Below are 14,338 nucleotides of genomic sequence, written 5' to 3'. Positions count from 1 at the left end.
TGAGAATATTAAAGAACGAGTTACTCGACTTTGCTGGGCCTTGACGTCCAAGGTGATCTAGCGTCCGTTACACTGAACAGCTCGTATTTACGTCCTAGCATCTGTCCGCCGTCTCGAGTCAGTGGCTGCCAGTTGAAGAACGCACGATTCGCACTCGGTTTCACTGTCATGATGTCGAATGGAATCGAAACATAGAAACCTTTGGTAAAGCTGCCTTCACCAAACTCTTCTGAGCTTAAGTTAGTAAAGCTTGCGTAGGCACCGGCAATCACACCGCTTTTAAACTGTTTTGAGAAGTCTAAACGGGTTCCCACATCGCCAGCGAGGAACTGACCAAACCCAACCTTAAATAGCGTGCTATCTAGGAAAGACCATTGCGGCATGTAGTAGCCGGTGACAAAGCCGGTGGTTTGATTGACAGCGGCCTTAAATGGTCTGCCAAACTCAGGGATGTTTTGGTCTTCTTGGTCGAACACGCCAAAAGCACTTCTTGGGTCGCGCTGCGATACTAAGTTGATGTCTGCGCTGATCGCCCAGTTTTTATTCAGCGGACGATAGAGTAGCTCACCACCAGCACCAGCAAACATGGTTTCTAAGTAACCGCCATAGGCTTGGCCATAAAATCCATTACCAAATTCTTGAAAGTAAGTCGCCTGAAGGTTTTTTACCCACAAGGCGTTGTCTGACACATAGGCTCTAAATAGGGTTCTTACTCGCGGCACATCTGTGCCATCCGGTGGGACGATGTAATTAAACTTGTCGTAGTTATCGACAACATTGAGGTGCAAGGTGCCAGATAGGTTAAGGTTTTTCGTAGCCCACACATCCGCCGTGCCATCGATACCTAGCTCATACAGATAGAAGTTCTCGGCTGAGCCTATCGACTGTGCTAGCGTTGGCCTAAACGAATATTGGAGACGGTCAAAGCCGTCAAACTCTGTTTCTGCGCTGGTTTTACCCTCTACCTCTTTTTCTAAAATAGCATCGGTCAACTCGCGATCTAACGGCTGTTGCTGTGCGATTTGCTTGAATGAGTCAGCATCAATTTGAGTTTCGGTTTGTGGCAAATTGAGATTGGTTTCGATGATGTTGTAAGTGGTGATTTCTCCCGGCAAATGGTTGGCTAGAATGCGGCCTGCACGCTCACGTGCCTCGTCTCGATTTCGGTATTTTTTCTGCTTACCGACAATCGTTACGGTATCGCCACTACGCTGAATCGCGACATCATCATAGCCAGCAATAGTATTTAACTCACCGGCCAGTTTGTCCCAATCAACCTTATCTACACTATTGGCTACTTGCGCTGGGCGGGGTTCTGGCATTGGCTCATCCAACCAATACGCTTTTGTGTCGTTAAAGTTAGTCCGAAGCGTCACACCCAATGCAACCGCATTGCCACGCTGATAACTGGCACGAATATCACCCCAGTCACCGACACGATAAAGCGCGCCAACGTTCCAAGGTGTTGCTGGTGTCATGTCAACGCCAGCACGAACAACAGGAAAATCTTGCGAGTAGTCATTTGAGTCGTATTCAAGCTTTAGACGCAGCGGCTGCCAAGGCGTTTGGTATTCGATGCCGCCGAATAGTGCAGCTGGTCCTTTAAACCAGCGTTCATAATCGACCATACCACCCGACCCTTTGGTATCTGAAGGACGTGTACAATAACCATCACTCATTTTGCAAAACGGGTTGGCGATATTGTCGCGGGTGCCCAGATAGCCCCAGCCCATTCCTAAGGTGAAATCAAAATTGCCAAAGCGCTTTGTAGCAGCAACAAACTCACCATCGAAGAGTCCAGTACCGCCAAAATCTCTAAAGCCTACCGAGGTTTCTGGCAGGTAGTCGCCTTCTTCTAATAAGCGGATCTTAAAATCTATCCCTTTATCTGTATATTTAGTATCGCCGCTAAAACTTGGGTCACTACTGTAGAGTATGTCCTGCACTAGGGTGTAACGAATGGTGGTTTCCAACCAAGGCATTAACTGCAGGCTAACATTGTATTTATGATAATGTTCGGTCCAGTCACCATTAATACTAAACTCCCCTTCCGCAGCCATTCGCCCTGTTGGCATTTGCATAAGGCCTACACCACCAAAGTCCGATTGTGATGGCGTTAATGTCGCAGGTTTAAACACGTCACCATATGATGCTGTACTTAGTACGGTGGTTATTGCCGCGGATAATATCGAAGGCGTTAATCGCTTATTATTCATTGTGATTCACCTTATGGCGCAGCAGATCAGCAATCTCTTGATTTAGGGTTGAAAAGTCTGATGGAAGGGATTTAAAAGGCACGTAGACTATTGCTCCAGGCGCCAGAAAATGAGGTTGGAAGTTCCATATGCCATAGGCCACCTCAATCACTTTACCGTCTGGCTGAATCACTAATGCTGCACTGCGACTAGCGCTGTCTAAGCGAACATCGCCTAGAGCATTGAAGTAATCGGCTAGAAACCACTGCGCTTGATGTGCAACACGCTCTGGCTGCTTTACTGCCCCCAGAAAGCTTACTTTGTTATGACGAGCGCCGATGTTGAGTTGATAGTTGCCGACCAGTTGCGGGTTGCCGTCTCGAAGTGATTGTACTAGGTCATAATCAAGAGAGGTGAACTCGCGGTAGTGAAATTGAACACTGTCAAGCTGCGCTAAGACATTGTCTGCGCCCACGCTTGGGTCTTGCGCTTGGAGTGCTTTGAGTTGAGCGACCACTTGGGCTTTTTTACTGTCAATGCTGGCTTGTTTGTCTGAGGAAAACAGTTGAGCTTGCACATAATCCAGCTGCACGCTCGCAAGCTGTGCTTGGTTATTAGCGTCTTTTAAAACCCTATCCAATCGCGCTGGTTGGGGATATTCCAATCTAACCGACTGCTGTGGCAGCATGACTGATAGCTCGGCACTGCTCGCAGGGGAAACGGTAACAGCAATCGCTGAAACCATAAAAAGAGGACAAGCCATTAGCAGTGACAGACAACGTCTTTTTAGACATTCTTTATTTCGCCATCCGTGATAGAACATGTGGTTTCCTTAATCGACATCAACGCCTAAAACTAAAGGACAATGGAGGCGCTGCTATCTTAATATTTACATCGAGGGTTGTTTTAATACGGTGAATTCGACTTTGGCCATTTGCGGGACGATGTACTCGATCGAGCGGACGGTTTTGCCCGTTTTGCTGTCTTGCCAGTATTCATTGATTAGCGAATGGTCAAGCACATCAAACTGCACTCGCTCGCTGTATTTTTCCGTTTGATAGTTGGCGACAGAAGTGTTAATGGTTTCATTTCCATCGCCCCATCGATTGGCAATGCCTTGATATCCATAGCGATAATCTGGCATCCAATCATAATTCACTTGCCAAGAATTGGCGGTTTGCTCTGTTCTGGTCACACCTTGAAGGTTATCACCAAAGAGACCTATGGTTTTCACGAGTCTGCCCTTTTCGTAGACGAACAAGGCACGGTCTGAAGACATCCATTTATACTGTGTCACACCCGTAGCCGTATTCGGCTCAGCAAATGCTAAAACGACAAAGATCTGGGCGCCATCGTTAATTCGAATGTATGCACTAGCGTATGGGAGAGCCCTGATTTCCTCAGCAGTCATCACAACATCATCGGCACCTAAAAAAGCCTCAGACAAGGTGGCGTTTACGTCTTGGAAACGTTGAGAGCAAGCCGTTAAAGCCAATAACGAGCACATAATGAGCGTGGATTTAAACTTCAATACATCATCCGGCAGTAGGTTCAGCGCAAGCCAATGGCGCTATATACGATATGTAAAAAGTCTCTACTCGAGAGAGTAGAGTAAAACAACTATTGAGAGAAAAGAACGCTCTCTCTACAAGCAATAAGTAAAGAGAGCGTGCATCAACAACAATTACTTAGTAGTAGAAACTGATGTTGTTGTCGCGTTGTTGTCATCAGCTGATGCAACTGCAACTACTGCTACTGCAGCTGCAGTACCAATTACAATACCGCCAGTCAAAGCTGAACCTGCTGCTGCACCACCTGCGCCAGCGCCTGCTGCGCCGCCTTCAGCTTCTGCAAATGCTGGGCTAGCCATACCTGCTGCAATCGCCATGATTAATGCGATTTTTTTCATGGTTATTTCCTTTTACTCAATTATCGATAATTCAGTGCATCTAATTGAACGCACCGACTTCCAATGTTAGTCCATTGTATAAAGCGTTGTAAACGGTATTATTTTTACAGTTTGCTGACAAATGATATTTTTTGAGCGTTCAATCACACTTTGTCAACCTGAGTTCTTGCGCTCTGCTACCAAGGAACTCCTTTGAAGACCTTAGTAAATCTTATATACTTCAAGTCATTATCCCACTCAATTTGGAACATTTTATGATCATTGTAACTGGTGGCGCTGGCATGATTGGCAGCAATATTATCAAGGCACTTAACGCGGCTGGCTTGAATGATATTTTGGTTGTCGACAACCTAAAAAATGGACGTAAGTTCAAAAACTTAGTTGACCTAGACATCACAGACTACATGGATCGTGATGACTTCCTTACTCAAGTTATGGCGGGTGATGACTTCGGTCCCATTGAAGCGGTCTTCCATGAAGGCGCTTGCTCAGCAACAACCGAGTGGGATGGCAAATATGTAATGCTAAATAACTATGAGTATTCAAAAGAGCTACTGCATTACTGTTTAGATCGTGAAATTCCATTTTTGTATGCGTCATCCGCTGCAACTTATGGCGAAACAACCGTATTCAAAGAAGAGCGCCAATATGAAGGTGCACTTAATGTCTACGGTTACTCAAAGCAGCAGTTTGATAACTACGTTCGCCGCCTATGGGCGGATGCAGAAGCGCACGGTGAGACGCTGTCTCAAATCACAGGTTTCCGTTACTTCAATGTTTATGGCCCTCGTGAGCAACACAAAGGCAGTATGGCGTCTGTGGCATTCCATCTGAACAATCAAATGAATGCGGGTGAGAACCCAAAACTATTTGAAGGTAGCGCGCACTTTAAACGTGATTTTGTTTACGTTGGCGATGTGGCGAAAGTAAACCTTTGGTTTATGGAAAATGGTGTGTCTGGTATCTATAACTGCGGTACTGGTAATGCAGAGACATTTGAAGCTATTGCTCAGGCTGCGATTAAGCATCACGGCAAAGGTGAGATTGAGAATATTCCTTTCCCAGATCATCTAAAAGGTGCATACCAAGAGTTCACTCAGGCGGATTTGACGAACTTGCGTGCTGCGGGTTGTGATGTTGAGTTTAAGACGGTTGCTGAGGGTGTGGCTGAGTATTTGGCGATTGTGAATAAGTAGGGTCGCTGAGGTCGCCATTCCTGGGGGACAGGAATCTTGGTTGAGGTTTGGTGCGCGCTGATGGTAGATCCCTGCCTGCGCAGGGATGACGATATTGGCAGGGATGACGATCCATTGGATGATAGTATCGTTGCAATGTGAGCCTAACAGCTTACGTCATTCCTGTGAAGACAGGAATCTTGGTTGAGGCTTGGTGCGCACTGATGGTAGATCCCTGCCTGCGCAGGCGCGCGGCTAGTGGGATGACGATATCTGTTGGTAGTGCGAAACACGCAGCGCCGTCATTCCTGCGTAGGCAGGAATCTTGGTTAAGGCTTGGTGTGCGCTGATGGTAGATCCCTGCCTGCGCAGGCGCGCGGCTAGTGGGATGACGATATTGGCAGGGATGACGATCCATTGGATGATAGTATCGTTGCAATGTGAGCCTAACAGCTTACGTCATTCCTGTGAAGACAGGAATCTTGGTTGAGGCTTGGTGCGCGCTGATGGTAGATCCCTGCCTGCGCAGGGATGACGATCCATTGGATGATAGTACCGTTGGAATGTGAGCCTAACCGCTTGCGTCATTCCTGTGAAGACAGGAATCTTAGTTGAGGCTTGGTGTGCGCTGATGGTAGATCCCTGCCTGCGCAGGGATGACGATATTGGCAGGGATGACGACACTAACATGGATGACGATATCATTTGAATGACGATATCACTGAGATAGCGACACAATAGAGAACAATCTAAAAGAGTTTATTCATGAACATTCTTATGGCTCTGTCCCAGCTCGAAGTGACTGGGGCTGAGGTTTACGCTACTACGGTAGGTAATGAACTGACTGCTCGGGGTCATAACGTGTTTTATGTCTCTGACACTTTGACCAAGCCACACAAAGGCGATTTTTTCTCACTGCGTTTCAATAAGCGCAGTGTGCCGCGTCGTTTCTGGCATGTGGGTTATCTCGTCTACCTTATCAAGAAGCACAATATTCAGTTGGTTCATGCCCACTCACGGGCATCGAGCTGGAGCTGTCACGTCGCGTGCAAAATCACTAACACGCCAATGGTCACAACTGTGCATGGTCGCCAACCTGTGCATGCCTCACGCAAGAAGTTTCATGCTATGGGCGATAAGGCTCTACCGGTTTGTGAGGCGATTCGTGACCAACTCCACAACGACTTAGCAGTGCCGATGGAACAAATGGAAGTGAGCCGTAACGGCATTGAAACGTCAAGCTTCCAATGGCTTGACGCACCAAACAACACTAAACCTGTCGTCACTATTGTTGGCCGTTTGAGCGGTCCAAAAGGTGAACTGTGTTATCGCCTACTCGATGAGTGTTTAGATGCCGGAAAATACGATATTCGAGTCGTCACGGGTTCTAAGTTTGAGTCACGATTTGAGAAGTTTTCATCAAGCGTCAACTTTGTGGGCTACACCGATGATGTACCAGCCATGCTTGGTGAAGCGGATTTAGTGATCGGTGCAGGCCGAGTCGCTATGGAAGCGCTGCTTTGCGGCAGGCCGACGCTTGCTATTGGTGAAGCGACTTGCATTGGCATTGTCGATGAAAACAATGTCGACGAGGCCATGGCGACGAACTTTGGTGATATTGGCCCTGTTGACCTCGATATCGACTTTACCCAAATTGCCGCTCTGGTCGAAAAAGGGCTAAGTAGTTCGCATTGCTCGCAAACCACCAGCGAGACCATTCGCGGCAATTATAGTCTGACCAATATTGTCGATGATATTGAACGTATTTACCAAGACGTCTACGTCACCACGCTAAGGCGTGAAATGCCTGTCATCATGTACCATCGCTTCATCAAAGATGACAGTGGCAAAGGTGTCCACGGTACGTATCTGCATATTGATATGTTCGATAAGCATATGGCGCTGCTCAAGAAGATGGGATTTGAGACGCTAACATTCGAAGATTTGCAAGATGGCCGCCTAATTAGACGGTTGGAGGCCAACAAACGCTATATCATGCTGACTGTCGATGATGGTTATGTTGATAACCTAGAGCTCATGCTTCCCGTTCTACGAAAACATGACTTTAAGGCCGTGGTGTATGTGGTCACTGGTGAGACCTTTAATCGCTGGGATGTAGAAAACCCATCAAACCCTGAGAAATCCGTGCCCCTGATGAACGCTAAACAAGTCAAACAATTGGCAGAGTCAGGACATATCGAGATTGGCGGTCACACTCTCACCCACCCGAAACTCGATACTTTGACCGATGAACAGCAGCGTTTCGAAATTATCGAAAACAAGAAGGCGCTTGAGGCGACACTGGGTAAATCACTCACGTCGTTTGCCTACCCATTTGGTGAGCACAATCAAGCGTCTAAGCAAATCGCTAAAGAAGCGGGCTACCAATACGCGGTCGCGACCAACTCTGGTCCTTTAGCGTTTCATCAAGACCCTTATCAAGTTCGCCGTATCGCTATTTTCCCGAAAACTGATGTGTTTGGGCTATGGCGCAAAGTGCGCGGCAATTACCTATTTAGAAAAGTGAAATCATGAAGATCCTAGTCATAGGCCCCTCATGGGTCGGCGATATGGTGATGTCGCAAAGTCTCTATATTGAGCTAAAAAACCGCTATCCAGAGGCGACCATTGATGTGCTTGCACCCGCTTGGTGTGAGCCAATTCTCGGGCGAATGCCACAAGTCAATCGCTCCATTGAAATGCCTATCGGGCATGGTGCTTTCGATTTAAAAGGGCGTTGGCGCATTGGCCGACAACTCAAGCAGCATGGCTACACTCATGCCTACGTGCTACCTAATTCTGCAAAATCAGCATTAATACCGCTATTTGCTGGGATCTCTAACCGTATTGGCTGGAAAGGCGAAACTCGTTATGGCCTGCTAACCGATTTACGCCCGAACAAGCGTATTTTTCAATATTATGTGGAACGATTTGTCGCTTTGGCGAGTCCAAAAGACGCTATGTTGGATGAAGTACGATTGGAAACTTGCCCAAGACCTAAGCTATCTGTTGATACGCAGGTTCAAAAACAAACGCTGTCCAAGTTCTCGCTAACCAACGACAGAGTCGCGATTGGCATGTGTCCGGGTGCTGAGTTTGGTCCAGCTAAACGCTGGCCAGATGCGCACTACGCCAAAGTAGCACAACATGTGATAGATAATGGTAAGCAAGTTTGGCTGTTTGGCTCGGCAAAAGATCGCGAAGTCACTGAAAAAATTCGCAATGCTCTGACGCCAGAGGCGCAGCAACATTGTTATAACGTGGCGGGCAACACCTCGCTTATTGAAGCAGTGGATTTACTGGCGGCTTGCGACACCGTGATCAGTAATGATTCGGGGCTCATGCATGTCTCTGCGGCGGTTGGCTGTAATATTGTCGCGATTTATGGCTCGAGCTCACCAGACTATACGCCACCTCTCGGTGATCGTGTACAGATCGTCAATACTGATATAGAGTGTCGACCATGTTTTAAGCGTGAATGCCCACTGGGTCATATGAATTGTTTAAAACAGTTAGAACCGAGTACGGTTATTGCCAAGCTTGCAGCTCTAGATATTCAATCGTGATGAAAACGACACAACAAATATTGTTCAGAGAAAAAGAATGACAACGAATAGCCCGACCATCTCCATCATCTGCCCTTGCTATAACGAAGAGCAAGTGGTGAGCTTGTTTATGGAGCGTATCACTACGGTTTTACAGCAAACCGAGTATGACTACGAAGTAATTCTGATCAACGATGGCAGTAAAGACAATACACTATCGGTGATCAAGCAGCTACAGCAGCAAGATGCCCATATCCGTGTCGTCAATTTATCAAGAAACTTTGGCAAAGAAGCAGCACTGACCGCTGGTATCGATCTTGCCCGTGGCGAAGTGCTGATCCCAATTGATGCAGATCTGCAAGATCCACCTGAGCTTATTCACGATTTTCTCGAAAAGTGGCGAGAAGGTTATGACGTGGTTGTGGCAAAACGTGCCGATCGCAGCACCGACTCGTGGGCGAAAAAATTCTCTGCTGAGATGTTCTATAAATTTCACAACGCCGTTGCTCAGGTCGATATCCCTGAAAACGTCGGGGACTTTCGCTTAATCAATCGCCGCGTAGTCAATGCCATTCAACTGCTGCCTGAAAACCAGCGTTTTATGAAAGGCATTTTCTCTTGGGTAGGTTTTAAAACCGCGGTGGTCGAGTACAAACGTGAAGCGCGTGAAGCGGGTGAAACCAGCTTTAACGGCTGGAAGCTGTGGAACTTTGCTCTTGATGGTATTACCAGCTTTAGTACTGCGCCACTTCGTATTTGGCTCTATATTGGCTCGTTTATATCGGCTCTTGCTTTTATTTATGGCAGCTTCACCGTAGTAAAAACCCTTATCTACGGTATTGATGCTCCTGGTTATGCCTCGACCATCACCATCATGCTATTCCTTGGTGGTGTGCAGTTAATTGGCATCGGTGTTATGGGGGAGTATATCGGGCGCCTTTATATGGAATCCAAACGCAGGCCAACCTATATCATTGAAGAAGATAGCATTAGCTCCCCTTCAATCGTTAAGTCACAAGACGATAGTCCGAGCCAGTAACGATGCGAGCGCTGCTTGACCGACTGCTTCAGTATCGCCTTGTCCGTTTCGCCCTCACGGGCGGAATGGCGACCGCTATTCACATTGCTGTCGCCTTTAGCTTTATTCACCTAGTCAAAGACAGTGTGCTATACGCCAATATTGTTGGCTTCTCAATCGCGTTTGTCTTTTCTTATTTTGCCCAGACGGTATTGGTGTTTAGACACAAGGTCAATCTGGGTAATGCGCTGCGCTTTTTTATGGTGCAGTTTGGCGCTTTAATGATTTCACAAGCGATAAGTGAACTGTTCTCTGACTGGAATAGCTACATTCGTATAATGATGGTCGTCGTTATATTACCCATCATCACCTATCTTATTCACAAAGTGTGGACCTATTCCGGCTCCTCAGAGTCCACACCTCACTAACCGCTCTAAAGAGTCTTATATGAACCAACATTCCATCGCAGAACGACATTTTCATTGGATTTACGCTTTAGGCTTTGCCGTTGGTCTCGCGTTTACGTTCCTGTATGCACAAAACCAGATCCTCACTGGTGATCAAACGCAAATGCTCTACAAGGGTTATTTGGGTGCCTACCAGGATACCTGGTTGAGCTATGGTAATGCGGCTAGTGCAGTGGGGAATGTTCCTGGCTCACTGTCGACGTGGCTTATTGGGCTACCATTGTTGGTTTGGGATTCACCTTGGTCTCCAATGGTGCTGCTCATTGCCCTGCGCATTGTTTCTCTCGTGCTTCTGGACAATGTGATTAAAACCATGATGCCCGAAAAAGATAACTCGCTAACGCGATTATTATTTCTTGCGATCTACTGGCTAAATCCTTGGTTCTTATACGATAGCCTGCTGTATAACCCGTCATATTTGTGTCTGTTTGCTGCCATGCACCTTTGGTCTGCTACCAAAATGAGCCAAAGCAAATCTTTGGGGTATACGTTTATCCACGTACTCTCAATCGGTCTGGCGATGCAACTGCATTATTCATGGCCAATTTTAGCGGTGATTTCTGTTTATCTTTTCTATCGCCAAATGGGACAAGTCTCTTGGCTTGGGGCGATTTCAGCCGTGATTGCTTTGGTGCTATCACTGGTGCCCTACTTACAAGAGTATGCTGTCAATGACGAACTATCTCGCGAGAGTGACCGCTATATTGGTTATGGCCTGGTTCATGTATACCCGGTTCTTAAAGCCCTACTTTACTGGCTACGATACGGTTCAATGCTGTTTTCAAACAAAGTAATTGCTTATGGGGAGTTTGATTGGCTAACCCAAATACAATGGTTGAAACTCTCAGCGCTAACTCTATGGAAAACGCTTGTGTTTGTGGTTGGCGCGGCGACCGTTGTCATCTCGGCTAGATTCAACTGGCTTTGGTGGAAACGTGTTAAACCACTCTGCCTCAGAGGTCGTGGGAACGTAGAAAAACAACAATGGCTTGAATTGTATGCATTTGGTGCAGTAGTCGGTGTACTCATTAGTGCGGCATTGTCTCCAATTACGTTCTCATATTGGCACTTGATCTTAGTGTACCCATTCGCCATTTTGCCAATCCTCATTGGGATTCGTAGTGTCTTGGTATCAAAAGAGTCAGGGATCATGGCTCCAATTAAACTAACGCGTTTTGTACAGCGTTATAAGTTCACCTCATATGTCGCAACTTGGTTCACCTATCCAGAAAAGCGCTTGTTATTGCTAAAAGCGGCGCTAGGTTACTTATTGGTGCTGAATCTGCTCGCTTCACACGACAGCATCAAGTATTCCTATAACGCTGACTATGTGCAGCAGACCGAACATTACTTAATAGAAGAGTCACTAATTAGCCCGAACGTGAAATCGCAATGATAGTTCGCTTCGTTTATACGTTATTACTTGCTATCGTCGCTCCGGTATTTCTGTATGGCTTATTTAAGTCCAAACCAGGAAAGCCGAGCGTCGGTAAGCGATGGCGTGAGCACTTTGGCGTAACGCCTCCTTTAAAACGTTCCAGTAACCCCGTCATTTGGTTTCATGCTGTCTCTGTTGGCGAAGTTCTTGCGGTAACTCCTCTTATTAAACGATACGCCGCAGAAAACCCTAACAGCCAAATAGTCATCACCACGACAACTGCAACAGGTGCAGAACAAGCTGAAAAACTGAGTCATATTGCCGAGCACAGATATATGCCGCTCGACTTTTGTTTTGCAGTCAAACGCTTCATGTGCGTGATTAAGCCGTCAAAAATGATCATCGTCGAAACTGAGCTTTGGCCAAATACGTTGCACAGCGTCGCGCACGCTGGCGTACCGATCACCGTGATCAACGCTCGCTTATCAGAGCGCTCTTGTCGCCGCTATCAAAGAATACAGCCACTATTCAATACCATTGCCCCTACAATTTCTGTACTTTGCTGTCAGTTTGACGACGATGCGAATCGCTTTAAACGCTTGGGTGTCGCATCGGAGCGAATTTACGTAACCGGATCGATAAAATTTGATATCCATGTTTCTGAGCAGCAAATTGAGAAAGGGGGTTCATTGAGAGCCTCTTTCGGGCAAGAACGACCTGTTTGGATTGCGGCTAGCACACACAATGGAGAAGATGAGCACATTCTCGAAGTGCATCGACAGTTACTGCATAAGCACCCGGATCTTCTTTTGATCATTGTCCCCAGACACCCAGAGCGATTTAACGATGTAGCTAAGCTATGTCACGATCACGGCTTTAATACCGAAAAACGCTCTGAAATGGCTTCTGAGCTAACAGCTAAAACCTCAATTGTGGTAGGAGATACCATGGGAGAAATGATGACATATCTCGCCGCAAGCGATGTGTGCTTCATGGGCGGTAGCTTACTCGGTAAAAAAGTGGGCGGACACAATTTACTTGAACCCGCAGCCATCGGGATTCCTAGTCTCATCGGGCCAAGCTACTTTAACTTTAAAGAGATTACTCAACAGCTCGTTGACAATCAGGGTACGATTGTTTGCGAGAATACTGAGCAAATTTTTTGTTCTGTCTCTAAACTCATAGAAAAACCGTCTCTTGCGTCAACCATGGGTAGCGCAAGCCAGCAGGTGGTTCGTCAAAACCAAGGAGCATTAACCCGCACCTTAGACAGCCTCTCTACACCCGTTTAATCTGCCGTAAATAGACATCGAATCACTATGAATACTAATTACTCTAGCGCTCCAGCCTGGATAAACACGTTAAGCGCCCTATTCATCGCTCTTTTTTTTGCGTCTTATTTCAATGAAGGCTTCAATGTGTTTTCTGCCTTGTTGGCTTTAACAGCAATTGCAACCTTGGTCTATCATCGGAAAGGGGAAACTAGGCCAAAGATAAAAGAACTACAACTACTCAATTGGACGTTTGGCTTGTTTGCTATTCACCTAGCAATCATCACCTTAAGCGCCTATTTAGATCTTGATACTCGAAGTATTGGGAGTTCAATTGAGTACCCAGCTAAAGCCTTACTATTGTGTATCGTCAGTTACGCGGTCATATTCACCAGAGTATCAATAAAATCATTATGTTACGGGTTGACTTTAGGTGCGTTTCTAGGGTGCCTAATCTCTGGTTTTAATGTCTATATTGACCATATCCGTGGTTTCGCTGCGCTCATGCCAATTCAAAAAGGCAATGCCGCTATCTTGTTTTCCTCACTCTTGTTTACACTTTCACTCTATTGGCACAAGTCCCAGCAAAAACTGGCGTGGTTTTGCCTACTTGGCGCAAATTTAGCACTTGCTGCGAGTGTATTGTCACTCAGCCGAGGCGGGTGGATACTAGCGCCACTGACTTACTTGATAGCCGCAGCGGTCTTTTTCAAACAAGTATCCCGCCGCTACCTAGCTATCGCATTTTTATCGCTGTTTGCTACCCTCTTGTTAGTCGTTGTTACTGCACCGCTCAGTATTGAAGATCGCGTTGCTGTCGTTGCTAGCGAAGCGCAATCTGAGCAAGGATCCGTTGGTGTACGCATTGAAATGTGGAAGTTTGCATGGCAGTTGTTCTTAGATAAGCCTCTGCTTGGCTGGGGGGAGCACGCATTACAACCTCGCTTAGACCTAGCGGTTGCCACTGGCGAGCTATCAGAGTACGCGCGTGGTTTTAATGGCAACGCTCATAACTCCTACCTCAATGCCCTGTCGCAACGGGGAGTCATTGGTTTTGTCGGATTAATGGCCTTTTTAGCCGTTCCTGGCATCTTCTACTTAAGCAATCTAGTTAAGGCAAAGGGCGCAGAAACAAAGCTTTGTGCAACCCTTGGAGGAGTCAACATTCTCTCTACAGCAGGTTTTTGCGTTTCTCAAGCCCACTTCCTTCACAATGAAGGCATCGTGCTCTACGCGACCACCAACGCCATCTTACTCGGGTTCCTCATACGAGCTAAACACGCAGAAAATCATTAGCTCCAAGTAACAATTCTGGGACTGAGAATGAATTAAACAAAAGACATTCCATACGCTGATTTCAGCGTAAGCCGATAGGTTTTG

The 14,338-nt window shown here is 46.7% G+C and carries 13 protein-coding genes; 8 read left to right on the top strand and 5 right to left on the bottom strand.

Annotation, left to right across the window (positions count from 1 at the left end):
• Positions 1-20: 20 nt before the first annotated feature.
• The 4 genes from PG915_RS01850 to PG915_RS01835 form a co-directional block, all read right to left on the bottom strand.
• Positions 21-2,216: a YjbH domain-containing protein gene (locus PG915_RS01850; protein WP_353497630.1), complete on the bottom strand. Its 2,196-nt coding sequence runs from the start codon at positions 2,214-2,216 to the stop codon at positions 21-23.
• Positions 2,209-3,018 carry a capsule biosynthesis GfcC family protein gene (locus PG915_RS01845; protein WP_353497629.1) on the bottom strand — a complete coding sequence of 270 codons (810 nt, stop codon included), beginning with the start codon at positions 3,016-3,018 and terminating at the stop codon, positions 2,209-2,211. Before PG915_RS01845 ends, PG915_RS01850 begins: the two co-directional genes overlap by 8 nt.
• Before the next feature lie 66 nt (positions 3,019-3,084).
• The gene (locus tag PG915_RS01840) at positions 3,085-3,726 is read right to left on the bottom strand and encodes a YjbF family lipoprotein (RefSeq protein WP_353497628.1); all 642 of its coding nucleotides are present in this window, start codon (positions 3,724-3,726) and stop codon (positions 3,085-3,087) included.
• Positions 3,727-3,879: 153 nt separating this feature from the next.
• Positions 3,880-4,104, bottom strand: a complete 225-nt coding sequence (locus tag PG915_RS01835) for a hypothetical protein (RefSeq protein ID WP_353497627.1) — start codon at positions 4,102-4,104, stop codon at positions 3,880-3,882.
• A gap of 254 nt (positions 4,105-4,358) precedes the next feature.
• Here PG915_RS01835 and rfaD point away from each other — a divergent pair, with 254 nt between their 5' ends.
• Positions 4,359-5,300 carry an ADP-glyceromanno-heptose 6-epimerase gene (gene rfaD, locus PG915_RS01830; protein ID WP_353497626.1) on the top strand — a complete coding sequence of 314 codons (942 nt, stop codon included), beginning with the start codon at positions 4,359-4,361 and terminating at the stop codon, positions 5,298-5,300.
• 151 nt (positions 5,301-5,451) lie between these two features.
• Here the strand turns inward: rfaD and PG915_RS01825 are convergent, their stop codons facing one another.
• The gene (locus tag PG915_RS01825; RefSeq protein WP_353497625.1) at positions 5,452-5,697 is read right to left on the bottom strand and encodes a hypothetical protein; all 246 of its coding nucleotides are present in this window, start codon (positions 5,695-5,697) and stop codon (positions 5,452-5,454) included.
• Positions 5,698-6,044: 347 nt separating this feature from the next.
• Here PG915_RS01825 and PG915_RS01820 point away from each other — a divergent pair, with 347 nt between their 5' ends.
• From PG915_RS01820 to PG915_RS01790, 7 genes are read left to right on the top strand one after another with little or no spacing between them, the layout of a single operon-like run.
• A complete protein-coding gene (locus PG915_RS01820) occupies positions 6,045-7,814 on the top strand; it encodes a polysaccharide deacetylase family protein (RefSeq protein ID WP_353497624.1) in 1,770 nt (589 codons plus the stop codon).
• Positions 7,811-8,845 carry a lipopolysaccharide heptosyltransferase II gene (gene waaF / locus PG915_RS01815; RefSeq protein WP_353497623.1) on the top strand — a complete coding sequence of 345 codons (1,035 nt, stop codon included), beginning with the start codon at positions 7,811-7,813 and terminating at the stop codon, positions 8,843-8,845. The genes PG915_RS01820 and waaF overlap by 4 nt, the downstream gene beginning before the upstream one ends.
• A 37-nt stretch (positions 8,846-8,882) precedes the next feature.
• Entirely contained in the window at positions 8,883-9,863 is a 981-nt protein-coding gene (locus PG915_RS01810; RefSeq protein WP_353497622.1) for a glycosyltransferase family 2 protein, read from the top strand.
• 2 nt (positions 9,864-9,865) lie between these two features.
• A complete protein-coding gene (locus PG915_RS01805; RefSeq protein ID WP_353497621.1) occupies positions 9,866-10,270 on the top strand; it encodes a GtrA family protein in 405 nt (134 codons plus the stop codon).
• 19 nt (positions 10,271-10,289) lie between these two features.
• Complete coding sequence (locus tag PG915_RS01800) at positions 10,290-11,705, top strand: 3-deoxy-D-manno-octulosonic acid transferase (protein ID WP_353497620.1); 1,416 nt, start codon at positions 10,290-10,292, stop codon at positions 11,703-11,705.
• Entirely contained in the window at positions 11,702-12,979 is a 1,278-nt protein-coding gene (waaA, locus tag PG915_RS01795) for a lipid IV(A) 3-deoxy-D-manno-octulosonic acid transferase (RefSeq protein ID WP_353497619.1), read from the top strand. The genes PG915_RS01800 and waaA overlap by 4 nt, the downstream gene beginning before the upstream one ends.
• A gap of 27 nt (positions 12,980-13,006) precedes the next feature.
• The gene (locus PG915_RS01790; protein ID WP_353497618.1) at positions 13,007-14,254 is read left to right on the top strand and encodes an O-antigen ligase family protein; all 1,248 of its coding nucleotides are present in this window, start codon (positions 13,007-13,009) and stop codon (positions 14,252-14,254) included.
• Positions 14,255-14,338: the final 84 nt, after the last annotated feature.

It is taken from the genome of Vibrio sp. CB1-14 (assembly GCF_040412085.2).
GTDB lineage: Bacteria > Pseudomonadota > Gammaproteobacteria > Enterobacterales > Vibrionaceae > Vibrio > Vibrio chaetopteri.
This window is presented reverse-complemented; position numbering and strand designations above follow the sequence as displayed.